The following is a 17,627-nucleotide window of genomic DNA, read 5'->3' on the forward strand; positions in this document are numbered from 1 at the left end:
AACCCTGACAGCATCCAGCAGGAATCGTGCATATTTTGTGCCATGGGAATGACAAGGAAACGACAACACCATGGCCAGTGATTTTTACCACGCACGCACGAATGAATGACCGGCATAACTTACTCATGGCAAGAACTACATCAATAGCATTGAGAAATTCTGGAAACAGGCCCCCAACACCAATTAAAGACATTCGATGAGTTGGCTGATATTTAGACTTTATCTAGTACATACAGCCTCAAATATTAATAAAACGCTAACAAAACATTCATTCCAGACTGTCAGAATTCTTGCGTAGTTTCTAGCAATAGTTGGGGCTGAAACTATGCCCCGATTTTATAATCTTGGCACATGAAAGGTAGAATCATGAAACATAAGCATTCCCTGCGGGCGCTGGCCATGGCAGCAATCACCCTTGGATTCGCGAGCGCATCGCAGGCCGATACCATCGCTGACTGGACCTTCGAGAAACCTGTCTACTATGGCACACCGACCTCGGTTCCCTATACCGCCGATGCCGGCAACGGCACGCTCGATATCTTCCATTCAAAGAGCGGCTCGACTTACTTCACCGCCAACGGTCCCGGCGTGGGCAACGGCTCCTATGGTTCAGTGCGCACCAGCAATTGGTCAGTGGGCGACTACTACCAGTTCAGCATCAGCACGGCAGGTTTCGAAAGCATCGTGCTGGATTGGGACCAGACCGGCACCGGCGGCCCCCTGAACTGGGCACTGCAGTACAGCACCGATGGCAGCTCCTTCACGGACTTCGCCAGCTACCAAGTACTGGAGAACGGCGCCTCCACGACAGTGGTCTGGACCAGCGTCGGCACACCCAATGCAGCGTACCACTTCTCCTATGATCTTTCTTCGATCACGGCACTGAACGATCAAGAGGCAGTGTACTTCCGTCTGGTGGATACCAGCACCACCAAGACCGTGTGGAACAACCCCAATGGTTCCGGCACAGTCAGCAGCAGCGGTTATAGCTGGGTGGATAATTTCGTAGTCACGGCATCACCCGTAGCGGCAGTGCCAGAACCCAGTACCTGGGCACTCATGCTCATCGGCCTGGGCCTCGCCGCTGGCGCCGCGCGCCGACGCCGCGCTAATCCAGCCTTTTCGTCCTGCCGCTGAAGGCGGCCGATAACAGACCAGTCAGGTTCTTGCGGAACGTCCTAGCAATACAGACCACAATTTATCAATACAAATAAATTGTGGTCTGCCCCTATTATTTAACTCAGCACGGGCAATAGGTCTTGCGCAGACTCATGCCAGAAATAGAGCCGCACGTCTAACCCGGCATTCACCAGCGCTATCACCGCCCCGCTTAACTGGGTAGCATGCCTGTTAGTTATTACTTCCTACGCGGACCAAGATTGGAAAATATGGCATCTAAATGACTTATTGGTATTCAATTGTTCAAAGTTATTGAGATTTCACTGATATCTTCTGAGTCAAGATGGAACCATTCTCCACGTTTTCTTTTGTGACTATATGTTTGATGAAGCGCCTTCTCCATATTTAAGGCAATCTTTCTATTAATGTATTTCTTTGCGGCAATAAGGTCGATTTTAGGCTGCTCACTTTGTAAAGTTTTTTCGCGAATGCCTGGTTATTAGAAATTCCAATTTTATGTAAGCCATTACGAAGATCCTTCATCAAGTAAACAAAGCATTCTTCATTAGTCAATTCTTTAGTTATTGTGATATTAACGGAAGTTGGGAGTGAGAATAAAACATCACCCCATTCCTCTACACTTGAAAATTCAGAGCAAAATAGTAACGGAATATCTGACCATTTAATTTTGTGGCTTTTCTCTATGCCACTTATAGATGGAGTAAGATTGTTTATTGACCAATCTGAAGAAACAGGAAGTTTATTGTATTCACTTAATGTTTTTCGAGCCAACTTTCCCCAATTAATAAGAATTTCTCGAAGCTCAGACTTCTTAGAAGAAAATTGATTCGGAGAATCGCCAGCTAGTTCTTGAAGGCGACTAAAAGCATTGCCTCCCTCAAATACTTTGAAAAGCTCCCTCTTTGGGAAGTCCTTATAAAACTGCCTAGAGGACGGTGGTTTTCCAAGTTTCTCCCGTAGATTTGTGTAAGCTTCTAAGGCCTTTTTAACTGGCTCGTTCATATATATTTTCTTAGGTTTCAATGGCTAACATAAAGTATGCCATATCAATCGTCTTTGTTGTCATATCCTTAGAAACGCAATTTATCCCTACATTGAGAGTCCATATGCACACCAATCAAGGGCGAGCATAGCGATATTAAGTGGCCTTGATTTTTAGTCCCGTCTGGCTGCGCTAAGTAGCGGAAATCCTGCCGGACAAGGGGCAAGACCATTTGTTGCCTTTAAACCCTTAGTACCTTGAACTCAAAGATTGTTAGTCTCAATCACTACTGCGGCATTATGCAGGGATGGGTTTCGCCTCACCGGGCGAGTCACTTTGCTTTGTGTCGCCAAGTACCAAAAATAAAGGAGCCCGAAAGCTCCTTTATTATCAGACCAATTCAGCAAACTAACCCTTGGCACGCTGTTCCAGAATTTCCACGGCCGGCAATTTCTTGCCTTCGAGGAACTCCAAGAACGCTCCGCCTGCTGTAGAGATATAAGACACCTTGTCGTAGATGTCGTATTTCTGGATAGCCGCGATAGTGTCGCCGCCCCCTGCCAAAGTAAAAGCTTTGGTTTTGGCAATGGCTTCGGCTATGGTCTTGGTACCTTCGCCGAATTGGTCGAACTCGAATACGCCAACCGGGCCATTCCAGACAACAGTGCCAGCATTCATGATGATCTCGGCCAATTGCTTGGCAGATTCAGGACCTATGTCGAAGATCATGTCATCAGCCTGTACTTGGTCCACGGATTTCAGTACTGCAGGTTCATCCGGGTCAAACTGCTTGCCGCAGACCACATCTACTGCAATTGGTACTGCTGCGCCACGATCAGCCATGGTTTTGATCAGGGCTTGTGCTGTCGGCACCAGGTCATCTTCGCTCAATGAGCGGCCAATTGGCTTGCCAGCGGCCTTGAGGAAAGTGTTAGCAATACCGCCACCCACCACCATCTGATCGACTTTTGCTGCCAGGCTTTCCAACACGGTGAGCTTGGTGGACACCTTGGAACCGCCGACGATGGCCACCATGGGGCGTGCTGGTTCACACAAGGCCTTGCCGAGTGCGTCCAGCTCACCCACCAGCAGGTTGCCTGCTGCTGCCACTGGCGCATACTGTGCAATGCCATAGGTGGAAGCTTCTGCACGGTGTGCGGTGCCAAAGGCATCCATCACAAACACATCGCACAAGGCAGCGTATTTGCGTGCGGTTTCTTCTACGTTCTTTTTCTCGCCCTTGTTGAAGCGGCAGTTTTCCAGTAATACCACTTCACCTTCAGACACTTCAAAACCACCGTCTATCCAGTCCTTGACCAGGCGCACAGGCTTGCAAAGCTTCTCAGCCAGGACATCGGCTACGGGTTGCAATGAGTTTTCTGCGGAATAGACACCCTCTTCAGGGCGGCCCAGATGCGAAGTCACCATGACGCATGCACCGGCTTGAAGTGCCTGCTGTATGGTAGGCAAAGAGGCAGTGATACGGGCATCGGAGGTCACTTTGCCATCATTGACAGGCACGTTTAGGTCAGCACGAATGAATACGCGCTTGCCCTTGAGGTCCAGGTCAGTCATTTTGATTACGGCCATATATTCTCCAGCTCAGGACGCGACGTGTTGCACCAAGCGCATCATGTTGCAGGTATAGCCATATTCATTGTCGTACCAGGCCACGACCTTGACGAATGTAGGATCCAGCTGTATGCCTGCATCTGCATCAAAAATCGAAGGATAGGCATTGCCGCGGAAATCCGTGGACACCACTTTTTCATCGGTAAAACCAAGTACTCCCTTGAGTGGACCACTTTCGGAAGCAGCCTTCATGGCTGCGACGATCTGTTCGTAAGTAGCTTCCTTTTCCAGTTCAACAGTCAGGTCCACGACAGATACGTCAGAAGTCGGGATGCGAAACGCCATACCCGTGAGTTTTTTGTTCAATGCCGGAATCACCTTGCCTACTGCCTTGGCTGCCCCGGTGGAAGAAGGAATGATATTTTCCAGGATACCGCGCCCACCGCGCCAATCCTTGTTGGATGGCCCATCCACGGTTTTCTGTGTGGCAGTGGCTGCATGCACTGTGGTCATCAAGCCGCGCTTGATGCCGAAACTGTCATTCAATACCTTGGCCACCGGCGCCAGGCCATTGGTGGTGCAGGATGCAGCAGAGACAATCGCCTGCCCCTTGTAAGTATCATGATTGACGCCATACACAAACATGGGCGTGTCGTCCTTGGACGGTGCAGATTGCACCACTTTCTTGGCGCCAGCATCAATATGTTTCTGGCAGGTTTCTTCAGTCAGGAAAAAACCGGTGCATTCAACCACGACATCCACGCCGACCTCATCCCACTTCAAGTTGGCAGGGTCGCGCTCTGCTGTCAGGCGTATGGGCTTGCCATTCACGATCAGGTTGTTGCCACTGACTGAAACATCTCCGTTGAAACGGCCATGCACAGAGTCATGCTTGAGCATGTAGGCCAGGTAATCTGGCTCCAGCAGGTCGTTGATTGCCACTACTTCGATATCAGTAAAATCCTTGATCGCCGCACGGAATGCCATGCGGCCGATACGGCCAAAGCCATTAATGCCAACCTTGATTGTCATGAGTTTTCCCTGTCCTGATTGTGTCTTCAAAAACAAAAAGGGAGCCAGCATGACTGGCCCCCTTTTTTTTATTTACTACCTGTCATTACAGCACGGACTTGACGGTCTTCACTACATTTTCAACAGTGAAGCCGAAGTGCTTGAACAACACGCCGCCTGGAGCGGATTCGCCGAAGGTATCGATACCAACGACAGCACCTTCCAGACCAACATACTTGCGCCAGAAGTCGGTCACACCGGCCTCAACCGCTACACGCTTCACGCCTGGGGTCAGCACGCTGTCCTTGTAGGCTTGGTCTTGGCGATCAAATACGTTGGTCGATGGCATGGAAACCACACGCACCTTGGTGCCGGCAGCGTTCAGCTCAGCAGCAGCCTTCACAGCCAGATCCAGTTCGGAACCGTTACTGATGATGATGACATCAGCCTTGCCTTCAACGTCGGAGAACACATAACCACCCTTGCGGATCAGGTCGAAGTGCTTCTCGTCGTGCTTGACGCCAGGAACGTTCTGACGGCTCAGCACCAGGCTGGTTGGGCCATTCTTGCGCTCAACCGCAGCAACCCAGGAGATTGCAGTTTCAACGGAATCAGCAGGACGCCATACATCCATGTTAGGAATGTAACGCAGACCAGCGGTGTTCTCGATAGGCTGGTGAGTAGGACCATCTTCACCCTGACCGATGGAATCGTGTGTCAGGACAGCGATAGTGCGCTGCTTCATCAACGCTGCCATACGCAGAGCGCTCTTGGCATAGTCAGAGAACATGTGGAAAGTACCGCCGAATGGCAGCAAGCCACCGTGCAGCGCCATACCGTTCATGATCGCGAACATACCGAATTCACGCACACCGTAGGAGATGTAGTTGCCTGGCTTCTTGCCGTCAACGTGCTTGAAACCGGAGTAGCTGGTCAGGTTGGAACCTGTCAAGTCAGCAGAACCGCCGAGGAATTCTGGCAGCACTGGAGCCAGCGCAGCAATCGCGTTTTGCGAAGCCTTACGGGTAGCGACTGCTTCAGCCTTTTCGTTGGTTGCCTTGATGAAAGCGTCAGTCGCTTCCTTCCAGTTAGCTGGCAGTTCACCAGCAGTACGGCGCTTGAATTCTGCAGCTTCAGCTGGGTAAATCTTGGCATAGGCTTCAAACTTGGCATTCCAGTCGCTTTCCAGCTTGTCACCCTTGGCCTTGGCATCCCAACCGTCATAGACTTCTTGCGGGACAACAAACGGCTCATGCGGCCAGCCGATGGCTTCACGGGTTGCAGCCACTTCTTCCAGGCCCAGAGCAGAACCGTGGCAGTCATGTGAACCGGACTTGTTTGGTGAGCCCTTGCCGATGATAGTCTTGGCAGCAATGAAAGTCGGCTTGTCCTTAACCTTCTTGGCTTCCTGGATAGCCGCTTCAACAGCAGCAGCATCGTGACCGTCAACGTTAGGAATCACGTGCCAGCCGTAAGCTTCAAAGCGCTTAGCGGTGTCGTCTGTGTACCAGCCTTCGATATGACCGTCGATGGAGATGCCATTGTCATCCCAGATCGCGATCAGTTTGCCCAGGCCCCAAGTACCAGCCAGCGCAGCGGCTTCGTGGGAAACGCCTTCCATCAGGCAGCCGTCACCCAGGAAACAGTAGGTATAGTGATCAACGATCTCATGACCGGGCTTGTTGAACTGGTCAGCCAGCAACTTTTCAGCCATCGCGAAACCAACCGCATTGGTGATGCCCTGGCCCAGAGGACCAGTAGTGGTCTCAACACCAGGAGCATAGCTATACTCAGGGTGACCAGCACACTTTGAATGCAGTTGACGGAAAGTCTTGATATCTTCGATACCCAGATCATAGCCTGTCAGGTGCAACAGTGAGTAGATCAACATGGAACCATGGCCGTTGGATAGGATAAAACGGTCACGGTCAGCCCAGTTAGGGTTCTTTGGGTTGTGACGCAGGTGGTGGTTCCAGAGAACCTCTGCGATGTCTGCCATTCCCATCGGTGCGCCAGGGTGTCCAGAATTTGCCTTCTGAACTGCGTCCATGGATAGCGCACGGATGGCATTTGCTAAATCTTGACGAGTTGCTGCCATACATATCTCCCTACGGTTGAAGAGAAAAAGGCTCCGCCAGCACAACAAGGCTGGAAGAAGCCTTACCTCAAATTCTTTGAAAACCCCTTGGAACTACAGGATGCTGAAACTGTTGCAAGCCACAGTTTCGCAGAGGTATTTAGCCCGTAATTATTCCTTAGATAAAGCTTTTCAGCAATACCAGCATTAATATTAATGTCTTTGAAAGACAAACTTACGTCGGCTATTTATCCTCGCTAAACCACTTAATGGAGCAACCTATGGAAGGCACTTGCTCAACCGGGCCGTGACCGGTTTCAGCCACCAGCTTCATGGCCTGGTAAAGGTCGCGTGTCCGGTTTTCAACCGGGACCATCACACGTCCCTGGTTATCAAAGCGTCCGCGATACTGCAACTCAAGATGCGCATTAAACCCGAAAAAATCCGGGGTGCACACCGCACCATAGGCCTTGGCAACCTCCTGGCTTTCGTCAAAGAGATACGGAAAGGGAAAATGGAATTCACGGGCTACTTCCGCCATCTTCTCGAATGCATCATCAGGATAAGTCACTGCATCATTGGAGGAAATTGCCACGGCATTGATGCCCAGCTCGCGCAAGGCACGCACATCGGACACCAAACGCTCACGGATGGCCTGCACATAAGGGCAATGATTGCAGATGAACATCACCAGCGTACCATTCACCCCCTTGACCTCTGATAAAGCCCAATCCTTGCCATCAACGCCCGGCAACTTGAAGTCCGGGGCTTTCCAGCCAAAATCACACACTGGCGGATTAAGACTTGCCATTTTCCACTCTCCTTCAATTAGAATTCTCGTTCATATTAACAGTAACACCGCACACCGATGAGCACTCCACGCTTCTACTGTCCACACCCGCTTTCCCCTGGAGCACACATAGACCTGCCAGGCAACGCGGCAGTCCATGCCAGCCGCGCGCTGCGTATGCAGGCAGGGGATCAGGCCATCCTCTTCAATGGGGACGGGCACAATTACCTCAGTGAATTCACCAGCATGAGCAAAAATAGTGTACATGCCACCATACTCTCTGCAGCACCAGCAGAGACCGAATCTCCGCTAAACATCACGCTAGCGCAAGCCATTTCTTCCGGTGACCGCATGGATTTCACCATCCAGAAAGCCGTGGAAATGGGTGTCAGGGCAATTCAGCCAATTGCCAGTCGGCGCAGCGTAATCAAACTGAGCGGGGAACGCGCAGAAAAACGCCGGGAGCATTGGCAGAATGTCGTCATTTCTGCCTGCGAACAATCCGGCAGGGCAACAGTGCCTCTAGTTGCCATGCCAATCTCCCTGGCAGAATGGCTCTCGCAAAAGCCGGACGCCGGCACCTTCATCACACTCGCTCCAGGCTCTGAAAGAGTGCTGACAGACCTGGCACCTCCGGCTGGTGATATCTGCTTCCTGATTGGCGCGGAAGGCGGCTTCACTGACGAGGAAATCGAACTAGCCGCCAACCACGGATTTACAACCGTCCGTATGGGCAAACGTATCCTGCGCACAGAAACTGCCGCACTGGCTGCTCTCGCGGCCATGCAAATACTTTGGGGTGACTTCGGCCACTAGTTTTATTTGCACTCAAGGCATATTTATATTTAAATATGTCCTAAAAGCAGCAACCCCTTACAATACCGGATTCTTGCCATGTCCCTAGGTAGTGCCATTCGTAAACGCCGCAAGGCACTCAATATGACCCTGCAAGAGCTGGCACGCAAAGTAGATGCGAACAGCGGCAACCTGTCCCGTATTGAGCGCGGATCGCAAGGCGTGTCAGAAAGCATGTTGCACAAGCTTTGCAATGCACTGGATTGCAGTGCCGCCTTTCTTTACGCTCAAAGCGAGAGCGAGTCAGGCAAGTCCACCTCGACATCACGGCTAACCCTGCAGCAACCACAGGAGTTCGTTCGCTGGTTTCGTGCGGCAGCACCTTACATCCATGCATTTGGCGGGCGCACCTTTGTCATTGCATTTGGTGGCGAGGTTGTCGATGACGGACAGTTCGTCACCCTTTCGCATGACCTGAACCTGCTTGCCAGCCTGGAAGTAAGGTTAGTGCTGGTACATGGCTCACGTCCGCAAATTGAAAGCCGCCTGAAGCGTGCCAAAATCAAGACCCATCTGGTGAATGGCCTGCGCGTCACCGATGACGAGGCCATGGAGGCAGTCAAGGAAGCCAATGGCGCAGTACGTGTTGAAATAGAATCCCTGCTTTCCATGGGGCTTATCAACTCGCCGATGGCGGGGGCGGATATCCGTGTAGCCAGCGGTAATTTCGTTACCGCCAAGCCACTGGGAGTGAGAGACGGGGTAGACTTGCAGCATACCGGCGAAGTACGAAAGGTAGATGCCATCGGCATCCAAAAGCGGCTGGACGATGGCGAGCTGGTACTGCTCTCGCCGCTAGGGTACTCCCCCACCGGCGAGGTATTCAACCTGACACTGGAGGATGTGGCAACCAGCGCTGCCATTGCACTTGACGCAGATAAATTGATTTTCCTGATGGACTCTTCCGGGGTTCACAATATTCGTGGGGAATTGTTACGGGAAATGACGGCTGACAAAGCCAAGAATCTGTTGCGCCATAGCGAGAACAATGGCGGACAGAATATTACGGAAGATGAACTTTATTACCTTCCCGCAGCCGTCCGCGCCTGTGACCAGGGCGTCGCCCGCACGCACCTGATCAGCCGCCATACCGATGGCGCCATCCTGCAGGAGCTCTTCACCCATGACGGCATAGGCACCATGGTGACAGAGGCCTCGCTGGAAGCCATGCGCAAAGCCGATATCGGTGATGTCGGCGGTATATTGCAACTGATAGAGCCGCTGGAGAACGAAGGCATACTGGTCAGACGCGGACGCGAACGCCTGGAAATGGAAATTGACCGGTTCCACGTCATGGAGCACGACGGCAAGATCATCGGCTGTGCAGCGCTTTATCCCTTCCCTTCAGAAAAAACTGCAGAATTGGCGTGCATGGCGATTCACGCCGCATTTCGCCGTGGCGGGCGCGGTGACCGGCTGCTCAGCTATTGCGAGGAACAAGCGCGCGAACTCGGCTTGAAATCTGTATTTGTCCTGACCACTCGCACCGAACACTGGTTTCTTGAACGCGGCTTTACAGAAACTGATGTAGAGAAACTGCCAGGCGAAAAACAGAAGTTGTACAACCTGCAACGCCGTTCCAAGGTGTTCAGCAAACGCATCTGAGTACGCAGCAATTATCCGTTAACTCCAAAATTACTGTTGACCTTTTAAATGAGAATAATTATTATTAATTAATCGATTGTGTAAATGATATTTATTTACGTTAATTGATTATTCTCATCGCCTGCTCACGCTCATAGTGCTCAGGCACTAACCAGCATTTAAGGGGAAAATAATGAAATTTGCTTACACCAAGGGCATTCTTGTTCTAAGTCTGCTTGCCACAGCTTCGTTCGCTCAAGCAGCCACCGCCACCAGCGAATATTTCACCAATGTCGCAGATTCTCTTTCTACCGATGGCTTCAACCAATTGATTGCCACCCGTCTAGGTTCCGGCACAACTGGGGTAACAGCAATAACAAATGGGGTTGTCAGTAATGCCCCTGCTGGAGATGCAGAACTTACTCGCACATCCGGCACAGCCTACCCTGCGAGTTTCGGTCTTTATGAATACATGGGCCCTTATTCTACATTTACCGTCTCGGATAGCACCGTGATTTCCGATCTGGGCTCCATCGTATTCCAGAGCCATGTCAACCCTGGTGGAAACTACTCTCTCGGTGGTGCAGGTGGTATTGATGCTGCAATTTCAGACGTATTCCTGAGCTTTAACGGCGGCAGCCAACTCCTTTCGGCTACTACTTTCAGCCTGACAGATGCCATTGACAACCCAGGCTCACCTTTCTATGACCCCAGCAATCCAGTTGTCGAGGCAGCAATTGGCTACTTCACATGGGATTTGAGCGGCATCAGTGACCCGATTACCTCTTATTCCATTTCTTTCGGTACCCATGCGCACAGCAGCATCATCGCATTCCAGGTTGACCAGATCGCTGCCGCAGTACCTGAGCCTTCTGCTTATGCATTAATGCTTGGCGGCTTGGCATTGGTTGGTTTCGCAGCGCGCCGCAAGAAAGGCTAAGTCTAGTTAGGCTTCCTCACCACCTACCCCGGTGCGGCAATCTTCCCAGCAATAACGGGCAGGTTGCCGCTTTTATTTTATCTTCCCTTCCTAATATAGCCCAACTACGTGGCCGTTATCATCAATATCAATCCGGGTGGCGCAAGGTTCCTTGGGCAGGCCTGGCATGGTCATGATGTCATCACAGATCATCACTATAAACTCGGCTCCTGCGCATAAGCGCACTGCACGGACTGTCACCACGTGCTCGTGCGGCAAACCGCGCTGTGAGGCGTCGGTTGAGAAGGAATACTGGGTTTTCGCAATACAGATTGGATAATGTCCATATCCATCATCCTGTAGCTTGTCTATGATGGACCGGACTCGGCGCGATGCATGAATATCACTGGCCCCGTAAATATTGGTCGCCACTTTACGTAACTTCTTCCAGAGATCATCTGCATCGTCATAGACATAACGCATGGCCGCACCTCGAGCTTCAACCAGCCTGACCACCTCCTTTGCAAGCTCGATTGCCCCCTCCCCGCCCTTGGCCCAGTGTTCAGCCAGCACAACCCTCACACCGAAGGGTTGCATATGGCGCTGCACCAAGGCTATCTCGGCATCAGTATCATGGCTGAACCGGTTAATCGCCACTACGCATGAAAGACCATAATGGCGAATAACATTTTCCACATGCTTTTCCAGATTGGCCATGCCTGCCTGCAAGGCTGGCAGATTTTCCTGGTCAAGTGCAGCCACGTCCACCCCGCCGTGATACTTGAGCGCACGCATGGTAGCCACCACGACACAGGCATCAGGCTTGAAGCCTGTTTTCCTGCACTTGATATCAATAAATTTTTCTGCGCCCAGATCAGCGCCAAAACCAGCTTCAGTCACCACATAATCAGCCAGTTTGAGCGCCGTGCTAGTCGCAATCACAGAATTGCAACCGTGGGCAATATTGGCAAAAGGGCCGCCATGCAGGAATGCCGGAGTATGTTCCAGCGTCTGCACCAGGTTGGGCTTGATCGCCTCCTTCAACAATACCGTCATGGCGCCATGTGCCTGCAAATGGCGCGCGGTAATTGCCTGTCCATCATAGTTATATCCAATCACGATATTGCCCAGGCGCTCCCGTAAATCCTTCAGCGAAGTCGCCAGGCAAAACACTGCCATCACTTCCGAGGCCACGACAATATCAAATCCATCCTCGCGCGGCTGGCCATTGACCTTGCCACCCAAACCTATGACTACCTGGCGCAAGGCGCGATCATTCATATCCACCACCCGCTTCCAGCTCACCTGTCGAGGATCTATCCCCAGGGCATTCCCATGGTGTATATGATTGTCTATCATCGCGGCCAATAAGTTATGTGCAAGCGCAATGGCAGCAAAATCACCTGTGAAATGAAGATTAATGTCTTCCATGGGCACCACTTGGGCGTAGCCCCCCCCGGCCGCCCCTCCCTTCATGCCAAATACAGGCCCCATAGAAGGCTCACGCAAGCACACTATTGTTGGCTGCCCTATCTTGTTCAATGCATCCCCAAGGCCGACCGTTGTAGTAGTCTTGCCTTCTCCTGCAGGGGTGGGACTGATCGCCGTGACTAAAATCAACTTGCCATCAGGCCGGGACTGCAATTCCGGGTTCGCTGCCAGATCTATTTTGGCTTTATAGAGTCCATAATTCTCGATAGAGTCTTCACTGAGCCCGAGCCTGAGGGCAATATCTTTGATCCTTGACATACTCGCCTGCTGGGCAATCTCTATATCACTGGGCATGCTTCATCCTTTTAGCAATCCATGACGGTGACACTGCTGAAATTATTCAAAGATTAAATTGCAGTCTACCTGCCAGAGTGGGGCTTTAACAGCGAGTTTGTCACTCGGACGCACGATTTTCACATCAATCAGGTTAAAATAGCTGCCTACCCATTTACGCTCACCAGAGAGAGTCAATGCTCAACCAAACCACCGCTGCCCAGAAAGCCCAGACCCTTGCCGAAGCGCTACCTTACATCAAGCGCTTTTTCGACAAGACCATCGTGATCAAATATGGCGGCAACGCCATGACAGATCCGCATCTCAAGGAATGTTTCGCCAGCGATGTGGTATTGCTCAAGCTGGTGGGTATGAACCCGGTCGTTGTCCATGGAGGCGGCCCGCAAATCAATGAACTGCTGGACAAGCTAGGTAAAAAGGGCGAGTTCATCCAGGGCATGCGCGTTACTGACGAAGAAACCATGGATATCGTTGAGATGGTACTGGGCGGGCAGGTGAACAAGGAAATCGTCAATCTCATCAACCGCAATGGCGGCAAGGCTGTAGGCTTGACCGGTCAGGACGGCAACTTCATCCATGCGCGCAAACTGCTGGTGCAAGACCTGCAAAATCCCGCAAACCTGATCGATATTGGCCAAGTGGGTGAAATCAGCGGTATTGACCCCAGCCTGATCCAGTTTCTGGACAGTGGTGATTTCATTCCCGTGATCGCCCCCATCGGTGTAGGAGCGGACGGTGAAACCTACAATATCAACGCAGATGTCGTGGCAGGCAAGCTGGCCGAAATCCTGGGCGCCGAGAAGCTCATCCTGCTCACCAACACCCCTGGCGTATTGGACAAGTCCGGCAACCTGCTGACAGGTCTAACGCCCAAGCAGATTGATGACCTCGTCGCAGATGGCACGCTCTCCGGCGGCATGCTGCCCAAGATCAGCTCGGCACTGGATGCAGCACGCAGTGGCGTCAAGTCCGTGCACATTATCGATGGCCGTGTCGAGCATGCCCTGCTGTTGGAAGTATTGACCGACGCTGGCGTGGGTACGCTGATTACCGCCAAGTAAGCACGCATTTACACTCCACAGATGCGCGATCAGGTCTGGATTTTTGACCTTGACAACACCTTGCATGATGCAGATGCGGAAATATTTCCGCATCTGCACATAGAGATGACGCGTTACATCATGAATGAGCTTGCCCTGGAAGAAAGCGCCGCCTGCCAGCTGCGCCAGCACTACTGGCACACATACGGCGCCACCCTCAAGGGCTTAATGCGCCATCACCAGATATCCCCCCGGCATTTCCTGCAGCAGACCCATCAACTTGATCAACTGCCAGCCATGGTGAAAACTGTAAAAAGGCTGAGACACATGCTGCAGCAACTCTCTGGCCGTAAGGTAGTATTCACTAACGGCCCAATGAGTTATGCCAAAAGAGTGTTAAAATTACTCGCTATCGACGACTTATATGAGCAGGTCTTCAGTGTGGAATCCTCTGGCTTCCATCCCAAACCTGCCATGCGCGGCTTCCAGCATCTGCTGGGGGCGCTCAAGGTCAAGCCAGGCAGCTGCATATTGCTGGAAGACAGCCTGCCAGCGCTGATGACCGCCAAGCGCCTGGGCATGAAAACCATTCATGTATCCAGTCGTCTGCACAAGCCAAGCTATGTCGATGCACGCATTTCCAGCATTCTGGATTTGCCAAAAACACAAATTTACAAAACATATAACAGCGCAAAGTGTTACGACATCTTGCCCAGATAACGAGGTAAACCATGGCTCTTAAACCCGGAGAACGCAAACAGCAAATACTGGAGACTCTGGCAAAAATGCTGGAATCCCCAAAACGGGAAAAAATTACGACTGCCTCCCTGGCGGCAAAACTGGAGGTCAGCGAAGCAGCGCTATATCGCCATTTTCCCAGCAAGGCAAGAATGTTTGATGGCCTGATTGAGTTCATCGAACAAACCCTGTTCGGCCTCATCAACAAGATCACTACTGAAGAAACCGACGGCTTGCGCCAGGCACGCCGCATTGTCACCATCTTGTTGCTGTTCGCAGAGAAAAATCACGGCATGACCCGCGTTCTGATTGGCGATGCCCTTGTCAATGAGGATGCCAGCCTGCAGACCCGCATCAACCAGCTGTTTGATCGCATTGAGTCTACCTTGAAGCAAAGCCTGCGAATCGCCGAAACGCAGACCGGCCGCAAGTTTGACCCTGAATCGCAGGCCAACCTGCTATTGTGCTTCGTGATTGGGCGCTGGCACCAATTCGCCAAGAGCGGCTTCAAGCGCAAGCCCATGGAGTTTGTACAGCAGCAATTGACGCTGCTATATGGATTGGAAGAATAAAGTGTAGATAGACGCCAAGTCTTTTAAAAGACTTGGCGTCTATCCGTATATGTCCTAATAACTATATTTCAACGTCAGCATGGCATTTCTAGGCGTGCCATACATGTTATTACCGTTGGTTTCATTGAATGCCGGAATGTAATAGCGCTTATCCAGAATATTGTTTAGGTTTAACGCCAACAATACTTCAGGCGTAACCTGGTATGCCATGCGCGCATTCAAGACCGAGAACCCTGGCACCTCATACTCCCGGTTATATCCCAAGGTATAGCTTTGTGCATTGACCCCTCCTCCGAGACTCAGCTTTCTCCATTCACCAGGGAGCTGATAATTAGCCCATATCCGCAACATATGTTTCGGAGTCCATTGGCTAAATACTTTTCCTTCATTGACTGGATCATTGATGAACTTTGTCGTGTTGAAAGTATACCCTGCCGCCAGTTGAAAGCCAGCCACCGCTTCGCCACTCACTTCGGCTTCCACCCCTTCGCTACGCACCTTTCCTGAAGCAACAGAACAATAGCTTCCACTGCAGGCAAAACCAGAAGCATAGTCGGTCACGGCCCGGTTCTCATGGTTATATCTGAATAAGGCCAGCGAAGCATTGGCCCGTCCGCCCATCAATTCGCCCTTGATACCAAGCTCATAATTGGAGCCGATAATCGGATCGAGGCTCTTTCCACTTAAATTTCTCTCTGACTGGGGTTCAAAGACATCGGTATAGCTCGCGTACATAGACCATTGATCATTCAACGCGTAGACCAACCCGAGATAGGGCGTCACCTCGCCGGCAACATTATTGACTGCCTCATAATTAGTCGATGGCTTGGCATAAGAATAGTCATACCAACTGGTGCGTGCTCCTACAATCGCAGTCAATGGCTCCGTCAGCCTAATACGCCAGCTACCATAGATGCCTTTCTGCCTCACATCGTAATTGGTAAAGCTATCAATGCCTCCAGCAGCCATAATGGACGCATAATTCTGCCAAGGCCTGTGGTGATCGATGGCGAAAATATTGCCGCCGGGAGTAAAAGTACGAGCCCACATGTCATTGGAAGTGTATTTCGAGTAGTTAGCGCCAAGGGTCACTTCATTTTTAAGTGCAAACGCCTCAAACTGGCCCCGCACATACATATCCAAACCAGTCTTGGTAGCGTCGAAATCCGTGGCCCAGTTCGCGAACGTCAGTCCGCTGCCATCGGCTGCGACATCTCCATGCATGCGTTGATGTACGGAGGTATTTCTCTCCCGCATACGCAATGCGGAAACCTTAACCTTCCAGTCACTATTGAAGTGATGTTCAAGATCGGCATACAGCGTGGTCTGGTCGATCTCGGCCCGATTCCATACCGCGCCAACGTAAGTGGATCGCGGCAACCCGATATCGCTGCCATCGGGATAACGAGGCAAGCCACGTATCATGGGACGTGAATCGCTATCCGAATTACTGATGCCTATTCCGATCGTGGTATCGGGCCCCAAGTCATAATCCAGCGCGGCATACAGCGACTGGGTATTTTGCCAAACATAATCAATAAACGATTTCGTACGATCCTCATCGATGACGATACGCCCGCGCAGGCTGCCTTCTTCATTTAATGGCCCGCCCGCATCAAGTTGTAATCCATAATGATCCCAAGATCCCGCTTTAACGGTCATCACGATGGTTTTCTCCAATTGTCCGCGCTTGCGCACCAGGTTGATAGCACCTCCTGGGCTGCCTGTTCCCTGCAGCAGCCCCGAGGCCCCGCGCAATACTTCCAAGCGATCGAAAAACACCATGCCCTCGGCCCCCCAGTTACCCAGTGCATACGTATTGCGCGGAATGGGAACGCCGTCATATTGCCAGGCATCAATCTGGAAACCTCGCGATGAAAGCACCATCCCCTGACCAACCCCCGCCACACCGACCACTCCGGTTACAGTATTGGCGGCATCCCTCAAATCAGTAATACCCATGTCATCCATGCGCTGGCGTGTCAGCACGCTGACCGACTGCGGGATATCTTTGAGCGCCAACTCACCCTTGCCTATGCTGACCACGTTGGAGGCATAAGATCGAGTACCTTCCGTAGTAGTCGTCCATCGCCCATTCTGCGCCCTTGCCACCACATTTACTTCAGGCAAAGTATCAGCACGCGTTGATGAACCAGCAATAGCGGCCACCTTCAAACTGAAGCTGCCTATATCAGTGGTCACCAGCGCCAAGCCAGTACCCAGCAAAGCCTGCTGCAATGCCTGCTGTGGCGTAAAATCACCGCGTACCGGGGCTGATTTCTTGTTGGCAAGTAATGTCGCGTCCACCGTTAGCACAGCACCCGTTTCTCGGGCTATTTGGTTTAAGGTCGCGGCAAGCGAACTTGCTGGCAAATCGTAGTAGCGCTTGTCATTTTTTTCTATGGCGTCAGCCGCCATCGCGGAATGAGTGGTAACGTCAAGCACTGAGACTGCGAGCATGACGGCCAATATCATGAGTCGCATCGATACTGACTGAGCACAATGTTGAGTATTAGAATCTGGACGAACAGCAAACAAAGTGAATCCCCTTATCAATAATGG

The 17,627-nt window shown here is 51.6% G+C and carries 15 protein-coding genes; 7 read left to right on the forward strand and 8 right to left on the reverse strand.

Annotated elements, in window-relative coordinates; translation table 11 throughout:
* Positions 1-366 precede the first annotated feature (366 nt).
* Entirely contained in the window at positions 367-1,137 is a 771-nt protein-coding gene (locus LG200_RS11165; protein WP_226757706.1) for a PEPxxWA-CTERM sorting domain-containing protein, read from the forward strand.
* A 277-nt stretch (positions 1,138-1,414) separates the two neighbouring features.
* On the opposite strand, the gene LG200_RS14220 is transcribed toward LG200_RS11165, so the two are convergent.
* From LG200_RS14220 to LG200_RS11195, 6 genes are all read right to left on the reverse strand, one after another.
* Positions 1,415-1,609 carry a GIY-YIG nuclease family protein gene (locus LG200_RS14220; protein WP_226758246.1) on the reverse strand — a complete coding sequence of 65 codons (195 nt, stop codon included), beginning with the start codon at positions 1,607-1,609 and terminating at the stop codon, positions 1,415-1,417.
* The gene (locus tag LG200_RS11175; RefSeq protein ID WP_226757707.1) at positions 1,525-2,142 is read right to left on the reverse strand and encodes a hypothetical protein; all 618 of its coding nucleotides are present in this window, start codon (positions 2,140-2,142) and stop codon (positions 1,525-1,527) included. Before LG200_RS11175 ends, LG200_RS14220 begins: the two co-directional genes overlap by 85 nt.
* A 388-nt stretch (positions 2,143-2,530) precedes the next feature.
* The gene (locus LG200_RS11180) at positions 2,531-3,712 is read right to left on the reverse strand and encodes a phosphoglycerate kinase (RefSeq protein ID WP_226757708.1); all 1,182 of its coding nucleotides are present in this window, start codon (positions 3,710-3,712) and stop codon (positions 2,531-2,533) included.
* Between the two features lie 12 nt (positions 3,713-3,724).
* Complete coding sequence (gap, locus tag LG200_RS11185; RefSeq protein ID WP_226757709.1) at positions 3,725-4,726, reverse strand: type I glyceraldehyde-3-phosphate dehydrogenase; 1,002 nt, start codon at positions 4,724-4,726, stop codon at positions 3,725-3,727.
* Positions 4,727-4,811: 85 nt separating this feature from the next.
* Complete coding sequence (gene tkt / locus LG200_RS11190; protein ID WP_226757710.1) at positions 4,812-6,803, reverse strand: transketolase; 1,992 nt, start codon at positions 6,801-6,803, stop codon at positions 4,812-4,814.
* A gap of 223 nt (positions 6,804-7,026) precedes the next feature.
* Positions 7,027-7,593, reverse strand: a complete 567-nt coding sequence (locus tag LG200_RS11195; RefSeq protein ID WP_226757711.1) for a thioredoxin family protein — start codon at positions 7,591-7,593, stop codon at positions 7,027-7,029.
* 57 nt (positions 7,594-7,650) lie between these two features.
* Here LG200_RS11195 and LG200_RS11200 point away from each other — a divergent pair, with 57 nt between their 5' ends.
* From LG200_RS11200 to LG200_RS11210, 3 genes are all read left to right on the forward strand, one after another.
* Entirely contained in the window at positions 7,651-8,388 is a 738-nt protein-coding gene (locus LG200_RS11200) for a 16S rRNA (uracil(1498)-N(3))-methyltransferase (RefSeq protein ID WP_226757712.1), read from the forward strand.
* Positions 8,389-8,466: 78 nt separating this feature from the next.
* The gene (argA, locus tag LG200_RS11205; protein ID WP_226757713.1) at positions 8,467-10,032 is read left to right on the forward strand and encodes an amino-acid N-acetyltransferase; all 1,566 of its coding nucleotides are present in this window, start codon (positions 8,467-8,469) and stop codon (positions 10,030-10,032) included.
* Positions 10,033-10,204: 172 nt separating this feature from the next.
* Positions 10,205-10,951 (forward strand): PEP-CTERM sorting domain-containing protein, encoded by a 747-nt coding sequence (locus LG200_RS11210; RefSeq protein WP_226757714.1) that lies wholly within the window; start codon positions 10,205-10,207, stop codon positions 10,949-10,951.
* Positions 10,952-11,041: 90 nt separating this feature from the next.
* Here the strand turns inward: LG200_RS11210 and LG200_RS11215 are convergent, their stop codons facing one another.
* On the reverse strand, positions 11,042-12,715 hold the full coding sequence (locus LG200_RS11215) for a formate--tetrahydrofolate ligase (RefSeq protein WP_226757715.1): 1,674 nt from the start codon (positions 12,713-12,715) through the stop codon (positions 11,042-11,044).
* A 176-nt stretch (positions 12,716-12,891) separates the two neighbouring features.
* Here LG200_RS11215 and argB point away from each other — a divergent pair, with 176 nt between their 5' ends.
* Genes argB through slmA form a run of 3 tightly spaced genes read left to right on the forward strand, consistent with a single transcriptional unit; the run spans position 12,892 to position 15,065 of the window.
* Positions 12,892-13,776, forward strand: coding sequence for an acetylglutamate kinase (argB, locus tag LG200_RS11220; RefSeq protein WP_226757716.1), 885 nt, complete (start codon positions 12,892-12,894; stop codon positions 13,774-13,776).
* Positions 13,777-13,797: 21 nt separating this feature from the next.
* Positions 13,798-14,475, forward strand: coding sequence for a pyrimidine 5'-nucleotidase (locus LG200_RS11225; protein WP_226757717.1), 678 nt, complete (start codon positions 13,798-13,800; stop codon positions 14,473-14,475).
* 11 nt (positions 14,476-14,486) lie between these two features.
* Positions 14,487-15,065: a nucleoid occlusion factor SlmA gene (gene slmA / locus LG200_RS11230; RefSeq protein ID WP_226757718.1), complete on the forward strand. Its 579-nt coding sequence runs from the start codon at positions 14,487-14,489 to the stop codon at positions 15,063-15,065.
* Between the two features lie 54 nt (positions 15,066-15,119).
* On the opposite strand, the gene LG200_RS11235 is transcribed toward slmA, so the two are convergent.
* Positions 15,120-17,540 carry a TonB-dependent siderophore receptor gene (locus LG200_RS11235; RefSeq protein WP_226757719.1) on the reverse strand — a complete coding sequence of 807 codons (2,421 nt, stop codon included), beginning with the start codon at positions 17,538-17,540 and terminating at the stop codon, positions 15,120-15,122.
* Between the last annotated feature and the right edge of the window lie 87 nt (positions 17,541-17,627).

Source organism: Methylobacillus caricis (genome assembly GCF_020532705.1).
Taxonomy (GTDB): Bacteria; Pseudomonadota; Gammaproteobacteria; order Burkholderiales; family Methylophilaceae; genus Methylobacillus; species Methylobacillus caricis.